The 22,754-nt window shown below is 58.5% G+C and carries 12 protein-coding genes; 8 read left to right on the top strand and 4 right to left on the bottom strand.

Annotated elements, in window-relative coordinates; genetic code table 11:
• Positions 1-36 precede the first annotated feature (36 nt).
• The gene (pbpC, locus tag IPM54_45130) at positions 37-2,466 is read right to left on the bottom strand and encodes a penicillin-binding protein 1C (protein ID MBK9266947.1); all 2,430 of its coding nucleotides are present in this window, start codon (positions 2,464-2,466) and stop codon (positions 37-39) included.
• Positions 2,463-8,201 carry a hypothetical protein gene (locus IPM54_45125; GenBank protein MBK9266946.1) on the bottom strand — a complete coding sequence of 1,913 codons (5,739 nt, stop codon included), beginning with the start codon at positions 8,199-8,201 and terminating at the stop codon, positions 2,463-2,465. The genes pbpC and IPM54_45125 overlap by 4 nt, the downstream gene beginning before the upstream one ends.
• Positions 8,202-8,421: 220 nt before the next feature.
• Here IPM54_45125 and IPM54_45120 point away from each other — a divergent pair, with 220 nt between their 5' ends.
• From IPM54_45120 to IPM54_45110, 3 genes are all read left to right on the top strand, one after another.
• Positions 8,422-12,408 (top strand): DNA topoisomerase 3, encoded by a 3,987-nt coding sequence (locus tag IPM54_45120; GenBank protein MBK9266945.1) that lies wholly within the window; start codon positions 8,422-8,424, stop codon positions 12,406-12,408.
• 328 nt (positions 12,409-12,736) lie between these two features.
• Positions 12,737-13,834, top strand: coding sequence for a hypothetical protein (locus IPM54_45115; GenBank protein ID MBK9266944.1), 1,098 nt, complete (start codon positions 12,737-12,739; stop codon positions 13,832-13,834).
• Between the two features lie 4 nt (positions 13,835-13,838).
• Complete coding sequence (locus IPM54_45110; GenBank protein MBK9266943.1) at positions 13,839-14,612, top strand: matrixin family metalloprotease; 774 nt, start codon at positions 13,839-13,841, stop codon at positions 14,610-14,612.
• A gap of 3 nt (positions 14,613-14,615) precedes the next feature.
• Here IPM54_45110 and IPM54_45105 read toward each other — a convergent pair whose 3' ends face one another.
• Positions 14,616-15,182 carry an RNA polymerase sigma factor gene (locus IPM54_45105; GenBank protein MBK9266942.1) on the bottom strand — a complete coding sequence of 189 codons (567 nt, stop codon included), beginning with the start codon at positions 15,180-15,182 and terminating at the stop codon, positions 14,616-14,618.
• A gap of 146 nt (positions 15,183-15,328) precedes the next feature.
• Between IPM54_45105 and IPM54_45100 the strand changes: the two genes are divergently transcribed.
• The 4 genes from IPM54_45100 to IPM54_45085 all read left to right on the top strand — a co-directional run bounded on the left by IPM54_45100 (position 15,329) and on the right by IPM54_45085 (position 20,249).
• Positions 15,329-16,333, top strand: a complete 1,005-nt coding sequence (locus IPM54_45100) for a hypothetical protein (GenBank protein ID MBK9266941.1) — start codon at positions 15,329-15,331, stop codon at positions 16,331-16,333.
• On the top strand, positions 16,334-17,713 hold the full coding sequence (locus tag IPM54_45095) for a serine/threonine protein kinase (GenBank protein ID MBK9266940.1): 1,380 nt from the start codon (positions 16,334-16,336) through the stop codon (positions 17,711-17,713).
• Positions 17,710-18,741 (top strand): hypothetical protein, encoded by a 1,032-nt coding sequence (locus tag IPM54_45090; GenBank protein MBK9266939.1) that lies wholly within the window; start codon positions 17,710-17,712, stop codon positions 18,739-18,741. Before IPM54_45095 ends, IPM54_45090 begins: the two co-directional genes overlap by 4 nt.
• 131 nt (positions 18,742-18,872) lie before the next feature.
• Entirely contained in the window at positions 18,873-20,249 is a 1,377-nt protein-coding gene (locus IPM54_45085; protein MBK9266938.1) for a 3-deoxy-7-phosphoheptulonate synthase, read from the top strand.
• Between the two features lie 198 nt (positions 20,250-20,447).
• On the opposite strand, the gene IPM54_45080 is transcribed toward IPM54_45085, so the two are convergent.
• A complete protein-coding gene (locus tag IPM54_45080; GenBank protein ID MBK9266937.1) occupies positions 20,448-21,536 on the bottom strand; it encodes a hypothetical protein in 1,089 nt (362 codons plus the stop codon).
• Positions 21,537-21,715: 179 nt separating this feature from the next.
• Between IPM54_45080 and IPM54_45075 the strand changes: the two genes are divergently transcribed.
• Positions 21,716-22,753, top strand: a complete 1,038-nt coding sequence (locus tag IPM54_45075; GenBank protein ID MBK9266936.1) for a hypothetical protein — start codon at positions 21,716-21,718, stop codon at positions 22,751-22,753.
• Position 22,754: the final 1 nt, after the last annotated feature.

The following is a 22,754-nucleotide window of genomic DNA, read 5'->3' as shown; positions in this document are numbered from 1 at the left end:
CGGTGAGCGTGTGTCCACCCCACGGGAATCCGAGAATCATCGCACCGAAAATCTTGTGACCGCACGGTGCACGGGCGCATGCGCGTCCGAAGGCCGCACCACCAATTCATGATCGCCTGGCTCGAGCCGATAGCTGACACGAAATGGCGCTCGGGAGCGGCCAATGACTTTGCCATCGACCACGAATTCGACTTCGTTGACAATGCGCTGATCAGCCGAGCCGCCAACGATGGATGCCCCGACCGTCAACATGTGCGCGTTCGAGTCGTCGTATACGAAAACGCTTCCGTCAGCGATTCCGTCGATTCGTATTGATTCGGCCGTCGTCGTCCCGCACCCCGGAACGCTCGATTTCGACATCCATGGCAACCCATGCGTATCACGCCCCGGTGCTCCAAGCGGCAGGGAAGCCAAAAAGTTGTCGTATTCTTTCGGCAATACCACGATCGACCCGCCGCCCGCCGGGTCGCAAACGAACGGAGATTCGCCTGGATGATCGATAATGCGCGCAGTGGCTCGCACATGCATGTCGCATGATTCCGTGGGTGCTTTGCCCCGAATGAAGTGGCGCGGCGCATGGTCCACGCATGCGGGACCCGGACGCTTTCCCGATAGCGGACAAACCTCGGCCATTTCGAGGTCGTCGGCATTCCAAAGCGGCGCTCGCATAGGCACGTCGTCCATGCTTCGCCGCATGACGTCGGCGAAGAGCGGGCCAGCGCCGGTTGCGCCCGTCAATTTTTGCGTCGGTGCTCCTTTTGTATTGCCCAGCCAAACTGCGACCGTACGTTCGTGCGTATATCCCGCACACCAAGTATCTCGGTAGCCCGAGCTCGTGCCGGTTTTTACGGCCACGGGAAAACCTATGTCGAAGGGACCTCGACCGTGAAGCCCGCGCACGCGAGCGAGCGGATCCGATAGCGATTCCGTAACGAGTGCCGCAATCGACGAATCCATGAGGCGTTCCCCTGGGACCGGCGTCGCATCGCCATGATGCACCAAGCGCATTGGCATTGGCTCGCCCCCGCGCGCGAGCGTGACATACGCGCCCGCCAATTCACGAAGCGTGACCTCACCAGCGCCAAGCGCGAGCGCCAAGCCATAATGGCTCGCATCCTTGTCCAAGCTCGAAAAGCCCAATGCAAGCAGTGCATCGAGCACGCGGTTTTCACCGATTTCGGCGGCGAGCCGCACGACGGGCACATTCAAGCTTCCTGCGAGTGCTTCCCGGGCGCTGATGGGGCCTTCGAACGTTCCATCGAAATTGCCCGGCGCGTACGTTCCACCCGTTTGCGAAAAGTGCGTGGGCACATCCGCCAATGGCTCCGCTGCACTGTGACCATCGGCAAATGCGAGCGCATAAACGAATGGTTTCAGTGTCGATCCGGGCTGCCTTCGAGCGCGCACCATATCGACTTGTCCCGAAATGGCTTCGTCCCAAAACGAACCACTTCCCACCCACGACAATACATCGCCTGTCGCATTGTCCACGACGACCACGGCAGCGTTCGTTGCGCCAAACCCTTCGAGCGACGCGAGGTGCGTGCGGACGAGCCCTTCGACGTCCTTTTGAAGCTGAAAATCGAGCGTCGTGCGAGTTACGCCATGACCACGTTCCCCACTGGGAACCGTTTCGGCAAGAACGGCATTGACGAAGTGTGGTGCGTGAAACGGTCGATGGAGCGGTCGTACTTTGATGGGCTCTGCCAACGTTCGGCTGAGATCCGCATCGGTCAAGATACCCGTTTCATGCAAGGATTCGAGCAGCGCACGTTGACGCAAAAGCACGCGATCGTGATGATGGTACGGATCCAAGAAGGAAGGCGCGCGCGGCAACACCGCTAGATACGCAGCTTGTGCAAAGCTCAAGTCGCGTGCCGCGACCCCAAAGTATCCTCGCGCTGCGGCCTCCGGCCCGGACAAACCATGCCCATAATCGAGCCGGTTCAAGTAAGCCTCCAAAATGGTCTGTTTGTCCGCGACTTTTTCGAGGTTTTGGGCGCGAGCCGCTTCGACGAGTTTCCGCCACAGCGTGCGTTTTTCTGGTTTTCCCTCGCCATCGAGCAATTTGACGAGCTGCTGCGTGATGGTGCTCGCTCCACTTACGAGCCGCGTGCCCTTCACATTTTGACCAATCGCTCGCGCAATCGCGAATCCATCCACGCCATCGTGTTCGAAGAAACGCTTGTCTTCGCTCACGAGCGTCGTGACGATGATTCGGTCGCCCATTTCAGACAGCGAAATCGGGCGCCCGCGCAAATCATTTTCGGAAACGACTTCGCGCAGAAGCTTGCCATTGCGATCCTCGATTCGATGCCCTTCGTGCCATTGCTCGGCGAGCTCTGCCGACGGTTCGCCCGCTCGAGCCCGCGTATGTTCCATCATGGTCAGCGCGCAGGTCGCGAGTGTCACTGTTCCGAGCGCCGCGGCGGCGATTCGCAATTGCTTTTTGCGCGTCGGCGTCATTGGATCGTCACCTCTCCAGCATCGCTGTATCCAAGCCCATCGGCTTCGTACATCAATTCTCCAACGGCGGCGGGCAGCGCAAATATTCCAGGCGTCGTCGCTCGGACGAGGAACGTTGCCGCCACGGAATCACCCCACGGCCGATCGAAGTAAATGCTCACGCGATCGTCGTGCATGTCGATGTGATTCGCTTCCGAAGAATTCCACCGCAATGCACTCGCGAATGGGTGATGATTTTCGATGTCCGGGGCACTGGCCACCGTCGCCAAATCCGGCTGGACCGGCTCGAATCCTGCCGGCAATCGATCCGTCAGGGCCACGTAACCACGTCGTTCTTCGTCGAGCTCCGGCAATCGGGCATAAAGTGCCACGCGTAGCAAGGTTCCTGCTTTGACTTTGCTCAAGTCGACCGCTCCACCGCGCGGATCGCTGATGACGCGATACACCGAAGGACCATGAGCGCCTCGGGTTTTGCTTGGTGCATCCGCGGCCGACATCGTTCGTTGCCACGATGCTGCAATGGTGTATCCCATGGCTTCGTTGCTCTCGGTTTCCAGAACGAGTTTTACCTTCTTGCCCTTCACCTGCCCAATGGGAATTGCGAATTCTTTGCTGCCGAATCCCAGGTCTTTTGTTACGGCGAGCGTTTGTCCGTCGAGTTTCGCCGATACTGGTGCACCTGCGTCCGTGCTCGTTTCGAGGTGCGTGCTCAAGGCCAAGAGCGAATATGCGGTCGCTTGCGTCGTGTACGAATCCATGCTGCTTGCCGTGCGGCTCAGCAAGATTGGTAGAAGTGGCGATGTGCGACGCAGTCGTGCGAGCGTCATGGTCGCCTGCGCGCGCGTCCGGTCGTACGAGCCGAAATACGAAAAGTCGTTCAATCGTTTCGCGTTGGTGAGCGCACCTTCCGCGTTGAATCCCTTTTCAATCGCATCGAGCAAACGATTGACTCGGTCTTCTTGCCCTGGCAACGTCGACAGAGCCAATGCGAGGCTGGAAAGTCCAAAGATGCTTTGGTCTTCGTGGCGATCGTAAAGAGCGTCCGCGGCGCTTGCTTCGAGGCTTCCGGCGTCTGCGAGACTTTCGGCAATGGCGGCCGACACTTCCGGCGGCGTGTTGCTGTCCAGCATTCGGTCGGCGAGGAAACGTTTCATTCCGTCGAGCATTCCGGAGGGCGGCTGCACGCCAATTTTCTGCGCCAGAATGACCGCGCGAATGGCATATGCCGTACCATACACATTGGATTCGTCTCCGCCGGGCCAATACGCAAGACCGCCGTCTTCCGTGCGCATCGTGGCAAGGCGAGCGATACCCATGCGAATGCGACTGTCGAGCTCTGCCTGCGACAGGCGAGACAAACCAATTCGTGGCAAAATCGTTCGTGCTGCAATCAGCGGCAGCGTGCTGGATGTCGTCTGTTCCACGCAACCATGAGGATACCCAAGGAGCCATTCCAGACGATTACCGAGCTCGGGCCAGAGGTGTTGTCCGACCTTGACCGAAATGGCGCCGCCGCGGTCGATGACGCTTTGGGGGACGTCGAGCAGAATTTCGCGCGAACGATTGAATGCGCCGCTGATGCGCGGGTGCTCGTCGATTCCCGGTTCTCCCACGGGAAGTTTCGCTTCGACTTGATCCAGCGTTTTTCCGGATTCGTCTTGCGCCGTGAAAAGGAGCGGCAACGCACCGGCGGTTTTCGGTTCCATGGCGAAACCAACGCGGGTTTTTGCACCTGCGGGCACCGTGACCGATTGCGATCGGTCGCCGAGGCGCACCGTGGCCGCAAGCGACGCGGTCGTTTCGTTGTGGAGCATGGCTGCTGCTTCGAATTTGTCGCCCACACGGGCAAATCGAGGCACCACGGGGACGAGCATGACGGGCTTTTTCACCGTGAAGCTCGATTCGGCGCGCGCGCCTTTGCCTTCGCGATTCAGCGCGACGGCCATGATTCTGAATTCCGTGAGGTTATCCGGCAGCTTGAATTTCACACTCGCGTGACCATTTTGATCGGTGCGCACGTCTGGCCGGAAAAGCGCCGTTTCGACGAACTTCTTTCGAGCTTCCGTAATCGTCGAAAGGGCAACGCCACCGCCGTCGCCGGCCACATGGCTACGACCGAAGAGCTCTCCGAGGTCGCTTCGTGAATCACGCACGCGGAAGGACAAACCTCGTCCGGGGCGCAATGCAACGGCCGGATCGATCGGGTGGAAATCCGTCAATCGCAAGACGCCTTCATCCACGACGGCCAGGGCCACTTCGCAATCCGCTTCGGGTTTGCCCCCGTCGGTCACCAGAATGCCAACTTCGGCTTCGTCCCCTGGCGCGTATTCAGGTTTGGCGCTACGTACCATCGTTTCGAGACGCGCGCCCGACATCGATACCGGCAAGCGCACCGCACCCATTTTATAATCCGCTACGCTTCGTCCTTTTGCGCCAATGGGCAAGAGGGTTACGGTCGCATGCACCCACGGCGCGTGCTCTGCAGCGAGGGGAACATCGATTACCGTCGCACCCACTTTGATTCGGCGCGCTTCTTTCGACAAGACCTGTCCTTGTTCCACGGTCGTTATGAGCGTGGCTTCGGGGTAGGGATTTCGTACGAGGATTTTTGCGGTTTCTCCCGGCGCGTACTTATTCTTGTCGGCCGTCAAATCGAGCACGTGAGGTTTTTCCGGTGCAGAAGGTGTCGCCTCCCCTTCGCTTCCGTAAGCCCACAAAGATGCACTGCCTCCCGCTCGCCCGTCGACTTCTGCTTTGATTTCGTAACTTCCGGGTTTCCGAATATCGAGCGTGCACTTGACGGGTTGCTTGGCGCTCGTGACCGAGCACTTACCTTCTTCGATGTGTCGAGCCGTCCAATCCCATTCAATCGAACCTCCGGGCCCGCGGCGCTTCACGTTTGTCCATTCGATTCGTTCGAGTTTCGCTGTAATGGCAGCACCATCGACGGGTTTGCCCTCGGTATCGATCACGCCCAATTCGACGGGTACTTGATCGCCCACGCCAAACCAGGACGCTCCAATCTTTACGCCGGCGTAGCGTTTGGCCGGGTGAAGCACGACGCTGCCTTTGCCCGCAATGTGCCGATGCGAAGCGTCCGAAACGTCTGCTTCGACGGTGAACCTTTGAGGTCCAAGGTTCGCAGCCAAATCGAGCGATTGTACGATGGTGAGCGTTCCGTCTGCCGATAACGAATTTTCACCGGCACGCGACCAAGGTTTGTCATCGTCGTCGTACCAGCGAGGGGCTTTGCGAAATACGAGCCCTGCGGCCGTGAGCTGACCGTCCGGAAATGACGCCGGGTCCCGACGCACGGTCCATGATGCATTGGCCTTGTCCATGGGCGCGCCAAAAAGGTATCGAGCTCGCACGTTTGCCCGCAGCGTGTTTTTCTCTTCCGCTTTTGCATCGACATCCACGACGAATCGAGGCGGTTCGAATTCCGCCACCTGGATCATCGTTTGCGCCAATGTCTCGTCTTGGCTTTCCGGAGTTTCCAATAGTATGCGATGACGGCCGATCTTCGCGTCCGCCGCTAGATTCACCGTCGTCGCGATGCTTCCCATGTCATTCGTGGTCAGCGTTTGATTGAAAACTTCGTCCTCGGTGGGTCCAAGCACCCGCATGCGCAAGGTCGTATTGATCACGGGTCGTAGCCACGCTCCGTCGGGTTTTCGCACCGTTGCTTTGACGAAAACCGCCGAACCGGGGCGATAGATGCCTCGGTCGGTCAGGACGAACGCCCGCCCGAGGCTCGACGAAGGTGCGTCGCTACCGCCGAGATCCGGGAAGAGTTGGCGATTGGAAATGGCTGCGCTGCCGAGTGGCAAACGCAATTCAGCGTCGGCAGCTTTTACGTCGAGCGCTGGCCGATCGGTATCTCGCAAATCGAACGGCAAGAACGCCATACCAAAATTATCCGTTTGCATCGCGGATGAATCCTCGTCCCCAGACAAACGCACGGAAGCTCCTGGCACCGGCAAACCACTCGCAAGACGCGCCACGTGCACGATGGTTCCGTTTGGCATGGCACGCGTATGCACGGCGAGCGATCGATGGTCGCCAGGGCGCAAAAGCGTTACGATGGGTTTACTCGCGTCGCTGTGTCGTGGCATTTTGACGAGCTTCGAGCCAAATGCCAAACCGCTTGCTTCGACCGTTGCGAGATAGGCTTGGCCAGCCGTCAGATGAGGCGTTAGATCCACGTGCGTCGTAACGAGTTTGTCTCGTTCGACCTTGACCGGAATCCTAATGCGAATTGGAGCACGGTCCGAAGGCAGGTCGCGGGCGCGCATGCGCTTGAGCGCCGCATCTTCGGCGGCTCGATCGCCTGCGGGAATGGGCCACGCAAGCAGCGTCGCTTCCGATACGTTTCGCGTCGTTACCGCAAACTTGCGCGTCGTCTCCGGATCGAGCCACAAATTGCCGTCGGGCATCGATACGCTCGCAGCAAGAGGCGCTTTGTCAATGCGGAACGCTATGGGTTTGGCGAGACGATTGCCGTGCCGATCCGCCAATCCGTCGATGGTCACATCGTACTTTTTCGACGGCTCGAAGTCACCGCGAATGACGAGCTCGTTGCTCCACGTTTCATTGTAAATCGTCATGTTTCGCACGGCAGGCGAAATGCGGATTCGATTCCGCAGATTGTCGTCCGACGTCGCGATGCGATGATTGAAGCGGACGTGGACTGCCCTGCCGGCCATCGACAAGGTATTGTCGTCGAACGAGCACGGCTTATTTCGACCGTCGTCGTCCCACACCCATTCGCAAGTAATTTCGTCGAGCGCCAAGGGCATTGCCACGGTGACGTCGATCCACCGTTTGGTTTTCGCTCGGACGTCCCGTGCTTCGAAGCGCAGCTCCGTGCCTCCCGCAATCGGAGCGACCGGACGTACGAGCACGACGAATCGTGGGTCCACTTTGATCCCTTGAAATGTCGGCGTCTTTGGATGATCCACGACGACGGAAATGGGACGATTGCTTTTCGTGTCGACGAGCGATACGAGCGACCGGGCTGTCGGCAAATCGATGGGTTGGTCGTAAAGAACGGCAAACGTTTCGCGAGACGATACATCCGAAGTCGTGTAAGACGGGTGCATTGCAATACTTCGCGGCTTTCCGACGACAGGAATGTATCCGAGGTCTTTTCCGGCGATCGTCACACCCGGGGTTGCCGTGAATTGTGCTTTCCACGCCGTTTCCAGTGTCGCGCCCGAGGGGGTTTTCACCGCTGCGAGCGCGACTTCGTATTTCACTTGCGTATCGAATGGCCGTTTGGCGACGAATTCGAGCGTTCGATCGTCGATCCATCGAGCTTCACCTTCGACGGTGGGCGTGATCTCGAGCGTTCCTTTTGCGGCGGGTACCGGCTTTTTGGGGGATGCTTCGGTGGCGCCATTGGCAATCGGTTGATTGAAGATGATGCGGAACGACGTGCCGTGAAATGAAAAGGTACGCTCGGAATCGAGCGACGGCGTGGTAACCTTCAAATCGGCCGACGAACCATTGGTATCGTAACTCCGGAGAGGCAATCTTGGAATTCGCGTCTTCGCCGGTGGAAATACGAGAGGTTTGTCCGGAGCGTCCGCCGTACGTGCAATGAGAATGGGGGGCGGAGGCTGCTGCGGTGAAGTGGTCGGTGTCGTCGGGGTGCTGCTGCACACGAGGCCGAACGAGGATGCCAGAAGTAGGGCGGGCAAGAGCCAGAGCGGACGACGGCGAACGGAAGGCATGGATCGAGACTCCTCGGCGCAGGACGTATCCACACCCCGGGCCGCGGAAAAACCTCAACAAAAGCGAAGACTTGTGAAGATCGCCTGTGTCCACGGGGCCGCGTGCGTGTGGCTCGGTTGCCGCAGCCCGTCACGTTTGCGCAGGGCGGAGCACTTCCGCGATTGCTCATCGCCCGACAGTTTGTCATGATGCGCTCGCCCTACGTTCAGGTATGTCCTCATGACCATCGCCGTCGTCGCAGAAAAACCGTCCGTTGCTCGCGACATCGCGCGTGTTCTTGGCGCGAAGCAGGCGGCGGATGGGGCGATCGAAGGTGGCGGGTACGTGGTGACGTGGGCGATTGGGCATCTCGTGGCGCTTGCGCAACCGCATCAGGTGGATCCGGCCTGGAAACGATGGGACTTGCGGACGTTGCCAATGCTCCCGTCGTCATGGCCGCTCGTGGTGATTGAAGAAACGAAAAAGCAGTTCGATGTCGTCAAGAAGATTTTACGGCGACCGGATGTCGAATGCGTCGTGTGTGCAACGGATGCGGGGCGCGAAGGCGAACTGATATTCCGATACATTTATGATGCGGCAGCGTGCAGCAAACCCGTGCGCCGGCTTTGGATTTCGTCGCTGACCCCGGATGCCATTCGTAATGGTTTTCGCAATTTACGCGACGGAAAATGGTACGATCCGCTTGCGGATGCGGCGAGAGCACGCAGCCGAGCCGATTGGCTCGTCGGAATGAACCTTTCTCGAGCATATTCACTTGCATTTCGTGAAGATTTTTCCGTGGGCCGCGTGCAAACGCCCACGCTTGCCATGGTCGCCGAACGAGAATTGGCCATTCGAGCTTTCGTTTCGGAAGATTATCTCGAATTACGTGCCACGTTTTCTCCCGAAGGCACGAAGGGCGAAGATGCTCGTTACGTTGGCGTACTACTCGCGGCGTCCGAAAAACCAGAAATGCCGGAACGGCCTGCGAGAATGCCGCCCGATGGGCAAGAGGCCGAGCGTATCAAAAAGCGTGTGGAGCGGGGGCAAGCCAAAATTGAAAAACTCAAATCGGAGATTCGCAGAACGCCTCCGCCGCTTCTTTATGATTTGACCGAATTGCAACGTCACGCGAACCGTCTTTGGGGATGGAGCGCGCAAAAGACGCTCGATGTTGCGCAAGGTCTGTATGAACGTCACAAGCTCATCAGTTATCCGCGTACCGATAGCCGGCATTTGTCGACCGATGTTGCATCGACGCTGGGCGATGTCGTTGCGGCCATCGAGGCGCCGTATCGGTCGCTGCTGGCGCCGGGAACGGGACAAACACCGCTTGGAAAACGATTCGTCGACGACTCGAAAGTGACCGACCACCATGTCATCATTCCGACGACGACGAGCGTGCCTAGTGAAAGTCTTTCCGCGGATGAACGCAAGCTTTATGATTTGATTTGTCGCCGGCTTCTTTGCGCCTGGCACGATGATCTCGTCGAGCGCACGACGACGGTGATTACCGAAGTCGAATCGGTGGATGAAGGACGAACGTGCAAGGATCGATTCAAGACGACGGGTACGGTGGTCGAAGAGCCGGGCTGGAAAGTATTGGATCTTGGTGGCGTCAAAGAAGGTCCAAAAAAGCGGAAGAAAAGCGAATTCGGGGACGAGACCGACGACGAGCCGGAAAACCAAGTGCTTCCGAGGGGTTTGGCGCAGGGGCAAAAGCAGCGGGTGGAGGACGTCCGTATCGATAAGAAAAAGACCAAACCGCCGAAACGTTTTACCGAAGCGACGCTCTTGACGGCCATGGAGACGGCGGGAAAAACCCTGGACGAAAAAGAATTGTCCGATGCATTGAAAGATACGGGGCTCGGCACTCCCGCGACACGTGCAGCGATCATCGAGACGCTCATCAAACGCGAATACGTGACGCGTGAAGGGAAGAGTTTGGTTGCGACGGACAAGGGCATATTGCTCGTGAATTCGGTCCATCCGCATGTGAAAAGCGTGGCAATGACAGGGGAATGGGAGGCGCGGCTTGCGCGGATGGCTCGAGGAGAGGGCGAATTGAAAACGTTTCTTCGCGCAATCGAAGGTTACATCAAGTACGTCGTGGGCGCCGTTCAAGATGGGGAGATCACGCCAATGCCGGTCGAGGCGGCGAAGCCGACTGGCGAAAGCAAAGCGGTAGCGGCAAAGAAAAGCGTGTCGAAGACGCGTGCGAACGGTATGGCAGCGGAATCGAACGTCGTTGCAAGTGCAATGGCGTCTCCCAAGGAATCGAAGGGGGGCAAACGAGCGACGATGGATGGGAAAACAATGGCCGCCCCGGTGTCGGGGGCGGCGAAGGCTCGGACGAATATGCCGAAAATCGTACCCGACATTCCCGTCGAGCGCAAACCGGTGGCGCAAGGGACGCCGCTTGTCGAGATATTGCGCGAGCGGTTCGGATTTCCTGCGTTTCGGCGATACCAAGAGCCCGTTTGTCACGCCGTCGCCGAGGGGAAAGACGTTTTGATCGTGATGCCCACTGGGGCAGGGAAGTCTTTGTGTTATCAGCTTCCGGGGGTTGCGCGAGGTGGGACGACGCTGGTCATCAGCCCGCTCATTGCATTGATGGAGGATCAAGTCGGCAAGTTGAGAAAGCAGGGTTTTTCTGCGGAGCGAATTCATTCGGGGCGTGACAGAGCGAGCTCTCGAGCTGCGTGCATTGATTATTTGGCTGGCAAATTGGACTTCTTGTTTGTCGCGCCAGAACGATTGCGTGTACCCGGTTTTCCTGAAATGCTTGCCCGGCGAAAACCGACGCTCGTTGCGGTGGATGAGGCACATTGTATATCGCATTGGGGGCACGATTTTCGGCCGGATTACCGAATGATTGGACAAAGGCTTCCGTCGCTCAGGCCGGCGCCCGTGATTGCGCTCACGGCAACGGCGACGCCCGTGGTTCAAGACGACATCGTACGAGAATTGGGTCTCGGAGAGGGGGTTCGGTTCATTCATGGGTTTCGCCGGACGAACATTTCCGTCGAAGTCGTGGAACTCACGCCCGCCGGACGAGTAGAAGCCGTCACGAAATTGCTTGCGCCTGAAGACAGGCGACCGGCCATCGTGTATGCTCCGACGCGCAAGCATGCCGAAGATACGGCGAAGGTGCTATCGCGGAAATATTCCGCGGCCGCATATCACGCGGGAATGGAAACGGCCGTGCGGGATCGTATTCAGGCGGCATTTCTAGCGGGTGACATCGACATCGTGGTGGCGACGATTGCATTTGGAATGGGGGTGGACAAACCGAACGTGCGCACCGTCGTTCACTTGGCGCTGCCCGGAAGTGTGGAATCATATTATCAGGAAATCGGGCGAGCGGGGCGCGATGGGCTTCCTTCTCGGGCGATCCTTATGCATTCTTTCGTCGACCGCCGCACACACGAATACTTTTTCGAGCGAGACTACCCTGATCCGGCACTGCTTTCGGCGCTTTATTCTTCGCTGACGGACCGGCCGCAAACGCAGGATGCGCTTGCTTCGCGATTGTCGTCCGAGCGAGAAGAATTCGACAAGGTGCTGGAAAAGTTGTGGATTCACGGCGGTGCCATCGTCGATCATGAAGACGGAGTGCGTCGGGGCGCGGACGATTTTTTGCCCGAATACATTGCGCAGCGGCGGCACAAGCAAGAAAGCCTGGCGAAGATGGCGAAATTCGCCGAAGGGCATGGTTGTCGCATGCTGCATCTGGTGCAGCATTTCGGCGATCAAGAGGACGACGGAACGCCTTGCGGAATGTGTGACGTATGCGCGCCGGATGCGTGTGTGGGGCGGAAATTCCGCGAGCCGAGTCCTGCGGAAACGGCGGCAATCAACAAGATACTCGCGGCGCTTTCTCGGGAAGATGGGCAGGCAATGGGGCGGCTTCATCGTGACACGTTCGGTGATACGCTGGATAGGCGGTCGTTCGAGCATATCGTCAATGGCCTTTCGCGCGCGGGTCTCGTGCACGTGCGCACGGATTCATTTCAAAAAGGCGGGGAATGGATTGAATTTCAGCGAGTGACATTGGCGGACGATTCGCCCGCGGCATCATGGCAACATGCGTCGGCCGCGCGTTTCGTGACGCTCGATGAAAAACCCGCAAAGAAAAAAGCAGCCAAGACGAAGGGCGCGTCCGGGGCGAAGTCGAAGGCGTTTTGGGCGCGTCGCGCAATGGCGCGTAAGAAAAAAGGTAGTTGAGCAGCGTATTTCGACGAATCTAGGTTTGTCCGCCCAGGGAGGGTGCGGAGCGATTTCGCGGCGTCGCGGTGCCCCCCAAACTCGCCCGCTGCGCGGGTTCGAACAGTGGGACCCCCCGCAACGCCGCGAAATCGCTCCGCACCTTCCCCGGGCTATCCTCATCAGTAGCAAGTCCTGGTTCACGCGCGCTTTGAGCAGTTTTTACCTTTCCTCGTGGACCGTGTCCAAGCGCGGGACATGAGCGACGCACGTGCACGGATGCCGCGCGATTGGCCATGTTTTGGACGCGATTTTCGCTGGTACGAGGATCGTGGGGAGAGGTTTTGGCATGAAACTGCTTCAGAATACGTTGGCGGCGCTCGTTCTTTCTTTGCCTTTGGCGCTCGTGGGATGCGGTGGGAATCCCGAGCCGGCGCCGGCCGGTGAGGAAATTACGCAAGACGACGTGGTGGATCTCGGCGATTTGATCACGCAGGATCCGGATGCTGCTGCGGCCGCGGAGATGATTGGTGATCCGGCGACGCTGCTTGCCGAGGGGCGAAGGCAAGGAGACAAAGCACGAATGGACGTGGCCGCGGTGCTCGGTTTCGTGAAGGAATTGGCCGCGGGCGAACCGTCGAGGAAAGGCGCTCGGCCTGATGGTACGGCATTCGCCGAATGGGAAAAGACGATTCAGGGGAAGGACGCGACGCTCGTCGTGGGGCGTATGGCAGCTGGTCGTTTCCGATATCTCGTTGCTCTCAGGAATGCCGACAACACACGTACTCCCTTGCTCACGGGTATTTTCGTAAAGAAAGGTCCGCGAACCGGCGGTGGTCGTCTGCACGTGAACCTGACGAATCTGAGCGATGCATTCAATGCGCCCGGCGCCGATGGATCGATTCACTTCTGGTTTGCCAACCATCGTGGAGACAAACGCGGACGGCGCATTGCATACCATAATGTGGTACGTCGTGACGATCCCGATAAGCGCGTCGTCAATTTTGGTGCCGATCTCGTTCGCCTCGTGGGTGTGGGCGGACGCTTCCGATCCGTCGGAATCGGCGACTTCATTCCGTCACTCCCGGGCCCCGAAGCCACGGGCCTGCGTATCTTGTGGAAACGTGACGAAGGCGGCCGCGGCGCGGCAGCAGTCGCTTCGCTCGGTGCCATGAAGCAATTGCTCGGCACCGCGCATGAATGCTGGGACAAGGATGGTCTCCGGACGGCGTACGAGGATGACAATCCGAACAACGACGCCATGAATCCGAATGAAGGTGACGTGGCGATGTGCGCCGGGTTTGCCCGAGAACAACCGCCGGATGAAGCGGATGTGGGCGAGAACGGGATGGATGTGGATCCCGAGCTCGATGCATTGCTCGAGGAATCGGGTGCCATGGATATCGATGCGGCCGAAGCAGACCGCGTCGACGACGCTGGCACCTGAACCCATGGTTCATTGGCGCGCCGCATCGCGGTTTTTCCGGACGCTCCTCGTGGTTTTGGCCGCCCAGGTGGCGGTCGTGCCAAACGTTTTGGCCTACGAGGAAGGCCGGACCGAATACGGCGCACGTCTTCGCTTGACTTCCTTGCCGGCACGGGTGCATCTCGATTCACCCGTGCCGGGTTTTTCCGATGGAGGCCAAGCTCCGCTTTTGCGCGCCATTGCAACGTGGAATGCGAAAGCTTGTTCGTCGCCCGTGTTCGTGCTCACGGAAGACGAAGATGACGTATTGATTGAGATTCGGCCCATCGTCGACGATTGGAAATTCGGAAAAGCGATAGCTGCACACACGGATATCGACAGCGACAAATTTCACGGCGATATTCGCCACGTGGTCATTGAAATCGATGCAACGCGCACATGGAGCGGCGAAACCAGCGTGCCGAGCGACGCACTCGATCTCGAGAGTGTGCTTTTGCATGAGCTGGGGCACGCTTTGGGGCTCGCGCATTCGAGGAACCAAGATGCCGTGATGCGCGCGGGCATCAAGCCCGGACAAACGCGGCGCGTGCTTCACGACGACGACGCGGCTGGCGCTTGTGCAATCGTTCGAACAGTCACGTTGTACGATGCCGAGTCGGCGTCCGAATTCATGGTAAGGCTATGGCGATCGAAATGGCTTTTCATCACGGCGCTCCTTTTTGTCGCCGGATTATTGGTTTCGGTCATCGCCCTCGTGAAACGAACGACGTACCGTCAATCGATCCATGAAACTCGATGAGCATCACGTCATCGGATTGGGAATCCATTCGCGCAAGCGCTTGATTCCGTGATGAAAATTCACCTTGGCGCTGTCTTCGCTGCAATCCGCGAGGACGGCTATTTCACCAAAGCTCAGCTCGTGAAATAACCGCAGCTCGACCACGAGCCGCTGTTTGGGTGGCAGCTCGGCAATGCGTGCGGCAGCGCGATTCCACACTTCCGCAGCCACCAGACGACTCGTTTCGAGGGCATTGGTGAACGTGGGCAAGTCGTCCAGCTCTGCAATGGGCGCTTCGTGGGCTGCATGCCGAACGTGGTTCAAGGCCAGGTTGACGGCGATTCGATGGAGCCAGGTGCGAAACGTCGATTCACGGCGGAAATCGCCGAGCTTCTCGAATGCATTCAGAAAAGCTCGCTGCGCCACGTCTTCGGCGTCTTCATGGCGCCGCACATATCGGCGACATAGTCGCGTGATTGCATCACGATGCGCCGTGACCAAAGCGTCGAACGCGTGCCTGTCGCCGAGCAGAGCGCGATCGACGAGCTCGGCATCGGGATCGGGGCGTGCTGGGGGGGTCTGCTCTTTCATGTTTCCCTGGAAGAATATGCCATGCCGGCGCGGCTGTCGTCCGAATTGGTGTACTCGGCGTCGAGGTCGGTCGAAATATGACCTAGCAGCCGCTTGATTGGTCGACGAGCGCTGCGATCTCGACTCGGTTGTGGTATCGTGATGGCATGTACTTTGCTCGCCTGAGTGTGACGATTTTTTGCTTCGCCGCCATCGTCGGCGCATCGTACAATGTTCCCTGCGCGCGTGCGCAAGAGGCTGAAGCGGCTTCGAGTGATCGGCGAGATGCTGCTCGGCGCTTGTTCGAGCAAGGGGAGCGAGCTTTCGACGCTGGTGATTTCGTGCTTGCGGCAAAGTCCTTCGACGAAGCGTATCGTAACATGCCGCATTACGCTCCGCTGTGGAATGCCGCTCGATCGTGGGAGCGTGCAGGGGAGCCAACACGGGCGGCAAACGGATATGCAAAGTATTTGCGATTGGCTCCCGATGATGCTCCGGACCGAGACGCTGCCACGGCAGCACTTGGCGCGCTTGCGGAGAAGCTTGGCCGCATTGAAGTGTATGCGGCCGAGGTCGACGTCGTGCGTGTCGACAATGAATCGATTGAAGGCACGAGCGTGTATGTCCACCCCGGGATGCACGTTATCGAAGGACAAACGGGCGAGACGAAAATTCAGCGTACCGAAGTGGTTGAGGCCGGCAGCGTGCGCTCCGTGGTGCTCGTGGAAAAGCCCGAGCCCATTTTGCGTGACGCTCCCGCGCCGGAATCGATTGTCCAAACCTCCGTGCCGACCGTGTCGAAGCCGCATTCGGGGGCGCCATCGAATACTTTTCCGCCCAAGAATCGAGCGCAAGGGTGGCTCGGGTCCGCGGCGATCGCGGCGGGTGGCGTTACCGTTGGAGCTGCGTCGCTCGTATTGTGGTCTGGTATGGATACGCTGGCAGCAAAGGAAGAATTCGACGCGGCACCGACCGAAGAAAAACTCGCAGCGGGGAAAGACAAGCAATTCCGCACCAATGCAATTTTGGGAGGGGCCATTGGTTCGGCCGTGGTGACGGCGGCGCTGATATCGCTATGGAAGTGGAATGGGTCGACGACGAAAACGGCAATTTCCGTGCTACCGCCGGTAGCAGGGATGCCTCTGCAATTCGGTGTCATGGGGAGTTTTTGAATGCGTGAAACACCAATACGGATTGGTTCTCACGATATCGTGGTTGAATTGGCTGCTGGGGGAATGGCCACGACGTATCTTGCGCACAAGCGTGGCGACGCTTTTTTCGCGCGGCTCGTCGTCATCAAGCGGATTCACCCGTGGCTTTTGGTAGACCCGAAATCAGGAGACATGCTGCGCGAAGAAGCTCGCCTCGGAGCGGCCATTCAGCACCCGCACGTCGTGCATGTCGAAGACGTGACGAACCATGATCGTGAAGTTTGTCTCGTCATGCCTTATGTGGAATCCTTGTCTCTGGGAGCATTGCTCGGGGCCGTACGCCGAGCGGGTGAACGCATTCCTCCCGCCATGACGAGTCGCATCATGCTCGATGTATTGTCGGGGCTTCATGCGGCGCATGATGCGAAGGATCTTCGTGGCGATCCGCTCGAAATCGTTCATCGTGACGTGAGTCCCAACAACGTGCTCGTCGGGACAGACGGTCGCGGTCGCATCATTGATTTCGGTATTGCCCGCGCCGCGAGTCGATTGTGTAAAACGAGAAGCGGCGATATGAGGGGCACGATTGCATACATGTCTCCCGAGCAACTCCGCCGTCGCGAATTGGACCGTCGTGCCGACGTATTTGCCGCAGGTGCGGTGCTTTACGAAGCGCTCACGGGGGAAAGACTTTTCGAAGGGCGCGACGAAGCGGATATTTTGATTGGTGTTTTGGCCGATGAAATTCCCACCGTGAGCCGAGCGATTCCGGACGTTGGGCTCGAAGTGGATGAAGTCCTTGCTCGAGCGCTGTGTCGTGAGCGTGAAGAAAGATTTCCGACGGCGCGTGCCTTCGCCGAGGCGCTCGAACGTGCATTACCGCCGGCACCAGCGACCGACGTTGCGGCTTTCGTCGAGCGGTTTGGCCAATCTGAATTTTCGAGGCGACGAAATGCTATTCGAGCATTCGTGGATGGCCAGACAATCGATGTGCCAGCGTTGGACGACGGTCATGGGTCGGCAGCGAGTGTCGAAGCGCGTTCTGGCAAGAAACGAGACACGTATCGCAAATGGAGCGCTGTTTTACTCGTGTCCATCAGTACGGCGGCAAGTGGCGGCATGTTCTTCCTTCCGCGCAATCCGAGTCCGAATGCATACGCGCAAAAAATGGCGGTGCATTTGCCGACGACAAACCCCGCGGCATCCAGCGATCCCGCCGAAGCGCCTCCGGGGGGCTCGAAAAGCGACAGCAAACCTTTGGCTCCTTTGGGTTCGGTGGTAACTGCGACTGCACCGTCGTCGCCTCGCACGCCATCGACGCCCGTTCGTCGAGCGGCACCGATTCGAGAAAAGGTAGACAAGCGCCACTCGACCGAGTTACAAGAAAATCCTTATCGATGATTCCCTTGGCTGTTTGTCTCGGGCCGCGCAGACGCGCAAGGTTCGTTGCTGCGCTGTTGACGACCGGCTTTGTCGTGCACGGATGTACCGTATTCGACGGTCTCACCGTTCCGCCCGCCAAAACTCCCTATGCAGGCTATTTGTCTGTGGAGGACGGGGTTCGAGCGTGTTTTTTCGCCCGCGACTGCCCCTATCTGTCCGCGGCGATTGCACGGTCCATCGGGGTACCTGCGAGCCCGCTTCGATTTTCGACGTGCTTGTCGTGGCTTGCAGGCCCTTTGCCTTCGACACGTTTTGGGCTCGATGCGCAAGCTGCAATGCTCGAATGCATTGCCCACGCCAGCGGGTGCGCGGAGGCGCTCGAGTGTGCATACGTGCAGCCGCTCGATAATGCCGATCCGCAGTGTAATGGAGTGGTCGGGGACCAATGTATGGCGGGTGGAGTGCTGCTGGATTGCACGACCGAAATCGCGGAACGGTGCCGAGCTCCCCATTATGGAGCCGGCAGCGAATGCGATTTGGGGCTCGGCGGCGAGGGCCGATGCGCGCTGTCGAAGTGCAGTCAGGACAGCTCCCCGCCGCCGCGCTGTACGTCTGGCGTTTACGTGCGTTGCGATCCGGCGACGAATTTACGTGTTGCGAAGGATTGCAATACCGTGGGACTCACGTGTCCCGAGGGCGCGGAGGGCGCCGATGCGCAATGCGCGACCGAGGACGGAGTGTTTCCTTGCGACGAACCCGGGAAAGCAGTCTGCGCACCCGATGGAAAGCGAGTGCGCGTATGCGATGGCGCTCTTGCATCCGAATTCGATTGCGCCGCAATGGACGCGGATTGCAGCATGGAATCCAAAGGTGGACGATGCGTCAGGACGACCGATGTGTGCAGTCCGGACTCCGCAGGCATCGACACGTGTAATGGCACGATGATTACTTTGTGCATTGGTGGAACGAAAATCGAATTCGACTGTGGTCGCGTTGGGTTTTCGTGTGTACCACCGTCCGGGGAGGACAGTGGTCATTGTGGTTGAGGCGTTCGGAAGGCATTCCATGTATTCGCGAATCGTCTGCGACCGACGCCACGGCAATTGCGAATATCGACGAAAACAGAAATGGCTGTCGCCCGGCTGTGCAAAGCGATCGAGCGCGCTATGCTTGTTCTGTGCAACATTGGAGCCCGATTTCTTGGAAAACCTTTCCTAATCCACAGTCGATGCCTTATGCCGACCCAGACGAACTCGATCGCATTGCATGTCGCATCGCGAATCTGCCGCCGCTGGTAACGTCGTGGGAAATCGAACGACTCAAGGCGCTGATTGCGTCGGCTCAGTGCGGTGAACGCTTTCTGCTTCAAGGAGGCGATTGCGCCGAGACCCTGGAACAATGCAATCCGGGCGCGATCGAGCGTACGCTCGCGATTTTGCTGAAAATGTCGCTCGTCCTCATCTTGGGCAGCAAAAAACCCGTCGTTCGAGTCGGGCGCATTGCGGGTCAATATGGAAAGCCGCGCTCGAGTTTGACCGAGACGTGCGGAGGCGTCACGTTACCCAGTTATTTCGGCGACCTCGTGAACAGGCCCGAACGAACGCCCGAAGCGCGAAGGCCCAATCCGCAGCTCTTGCTTGCGTGTTACGAGCATGCGGCAATGACCCTCAATTTCGTGCGTTCACTTTCCGGTGGCGGGTTTGCAGACTTGCACCATCCGGAGGTTTGGGACCTGTCGTTTTTCGACCGCGCTGGCCTCCCTGCGCCGCTTCGCGAAAGTTATCTTGCGACCACGCAAGAACTGGCCGATGCATTGCGATTCATGGAGGCGCTTGGAGAACATCCCGTATGCGAACTGTCGCGGGTGGAGTTCTATACGAGTCACGAGGGATTTCACCTGCATTACGAGTCTGCACAGACCAAGGTGATTTCCGGCCAAAGCGGACATTACGACTTGACCACGCACATGCCATGGATCGGCGCGCGTACGCGCACGCTTTCCGGTGCGCACGTGGAGTTTTTCCGGGGCATACGCAATCCCATTGGCGTCAAAATTGGCCCTGACGCGACGCCCGACGAAGTGCTCGGTCTCTGCCAAGTGCTCAATCCGGACAACGAGCCGGGTAGATTGGTGCTCGTCACGCGTATGGGTGCAGCGCGGGTGAAAGGCGCCCTGCCGCGGCTTCTCGATGCCGTACGGCGAGCAGATCGAAGGGTGCTCTGGGTATGCGATCCGATGCATGGCAATACGGTTACGGTGGCGGACGGGAAAAAGACGCGTTCGTTCGAGGCGATTGCCAGCGAAATTGATGAAACGTTCGAGGCGCATTCCGATTGCGGAACCATTCTCGGCGGCGTGCACTTGGAATTGTCCGGTGACGACGTGACCGAATGTATCGGGGGCGGAGTGCGGGAAACCGACCTGTCGCGCGCGTACGAAACGCGTTGCGATCCACGGTTGAATCACGCGCAGGCGCTCGAGATGGCGTATGTCGTTGCAAGGCGCATGCGCAGCGAATGCACCAACGGGCACAATCGGCAATTCGCGCTTTAGTGGATTGACCAGAATATGCGGCAAATCGCTGCTTGTTCGCCTGGGGAGGGTTCGATATTGCGGCACTCGCGGTCCCCCTGAACTCGCCCGCTTCGCGGGCTCAAACAGCAGGAACCACCACGAGCGCCGCAATATCGAACCACTCCCCAGGCTTTCGTCGTCACCAGTGATACCCTGATAAGCACCCATCAAGAGCAGCTACTCGATGGTCGAATTCGTCACCTGTGGGTCGCCCTTGGCCAGCACGAAAATGCCCGGATAACCTTGCGTTTCGAATTGCAGGCTCTTGTTTCGCTGCAATGTCGAACTTTCGATCGTGAGCGTTCCCGTGCGATCGTTGCTCACGAAGAAAATGGCGCCACCTCCTTCATTGGCCGTGCTATCGGTAATGGTCGAGCCGCACAGCGAGAGATGGAACGTATTGCCGTCGTTGTAAATGGCGCCTCCGTTGCCGCCGCCAGGAGTCCCCGGTTTGGCCGGGTTCGCGCCATTGCCAATCGCGCGCTCGAAACTGAAGGCGCTGTTGATGACCGAATACGACACGCCGATGCTGCTGAGTGACGCGCCGTTCGAGCATACATTGCCGAGAGCGTCGCTGCCGCCGAACGTGCTGTTCACGATGTACACGGGCAAACCTTCGTATTGACTGAGCACTCGAATGGCCCCGCCTCCCACGTCGGGTCCAACGTCGTCGCAGCGATTGTGGAAGAATCGGCTGTTGACGACTTTGAATCGACCTCCACGAACGAAAATGGCTCCGCCGCCGTAGGGATCGAGTCCCGAGGCGTTTCCATCGACAAACGTGATGTTTTGGACGGTGAGGGACGGATGATCTTGATTTTGGCACATCGGTGTGGTCCAAACTTGAGCTTCGTCGCAGGTGTTTTGGTACAAAATGCGGACGTTGCCCGAACCGCTCAGCGTGACCTTGTCGCCGCCGTCGATGACGATTTTGGGACCGGTATTGTTGAATATTTTTGCAGTCTTATCGAGCTTGATGATCACGGGATCAGGGCCGCAATCGAACGTTATGACGCCACCTTTGGCAACCGCTTCGACGAATGCATCGCCCGTGCAGCTTTCAGGAGTGCCGGTGCCGACGACATGATCGGGGTTCGACGTGTCTTCGGCTCGAGCTTCAGTCGGAATTGCGCATTTCCCATCCGGATTGCCAGGCGGAGGACCCGCATCGGGATTGGTATTGGGATCAGGCGCGGGGGTGTCCTTGTGACTCGTCTCGTCGCACCCCACGGACAAGATCGCCATACAGATGGTGACGATGCCGATAATCGTTTGAGCTTGTAACATTTCACCCTCCGGATTTCAGAAAAAAGGCCGTACGCGCTGCGTCACGTCGACATGATTGCATAACGAACAGCACAGGTATATACACGCTTGGCAGTGAAGTGGTCTTCCGCCGCAAAGAGTAAGGGCGCGCTCGTGGGCAGGCCGAGGCGATGCGTGGCATGAAAAAGTTCATTTCTCTCTTGACTTTGGCTGCCATCGCGTCGATCGCATACCCCGCGGACGCCGAAGTGCAACGGAAAGCGACCGAAAGATCGGCATCGGCCGGATCTTCGAATCGCGCCGATGCTCCACCACCGGTGCCTCGAGAAAGCTCCGTCGACCTATCGCTTGTCTGGGTACCATTTGGAATGCATTATACCCGATCGGCCTGGGGCGCGACGCTCGGATACAAGGTGCCGCTCGTCAAAAGGCCCGGTATCTTGTGGGATTCGACGAATGTTACGATTGGCGTGCGTGACCTGTACGGCTACGTGAACAATACATTTGGGCCGTTCATCGAAATCACGCCGATTGCGTTTTTCAAGCTCCGAATGGAGGCAGCTTACGACTATTTCATCTATAGCCCATTCAATGGGGGCTTGCGTGTTTTGACTCCGCTCGGGCACGAGCGGCTCGCGGAAGGGCGGATCGAACGAGGCAACACATCGGCGCTCGATTGGTCGGGCGACGCTGGCGTCAATAACATCGCAAATTATGAAAATCCCATCAACATTGGTGGCACGCGTCTACGCGTGATGCCCACGCTGCAGGGCAAAGTCGGACCCATCGTATTTCAATACAACTTCATGGCCGACTTCAATCTTTATCGGGCGCCCGGAGCGAGCTACAACGCGGTATTCCACGACACGTTCACGTTTACTTTGCGCAAACTTCACGACGTGAGTCAAACCCATGAATTGGTCGTCGGCTATGCGGCTCCCGTGACGCTTCCCGGAGAATTGCTGCTTGGTATTACGGGACGGTACAATCGAGTCTTCGGCACGGGCCTCGATCAATTTTCACTCGTAGGCTTCGTCTTTGCTCGGCTGCCGCGAAAATTGTTCAAACAAAAGGTGTCGCCGTTTGCTGCTGCCCAACTCGGTACGTTGCTCGTCGACCCCATGTGGCAATACGCATTTTCGTGGGTGACCGTCGTGGGAGCCGATATCAACTTGCACAAATCCAAACCATATTACATCCCCGCGGACAAACCATGAC

The organism is Polyangiaceae bacterium, from assembly GCA_016715885.1.
Lineage (GTDB): Bacteria > Myxococcota_A > Polyangia > Polyangiales > Polyangiaceae > Polyangium.
The sequence above is the reverse complement of the archived record's forward strand: the minus strand, read 5'-3'. Positions and strand labels throughout refer to the sequence as shown.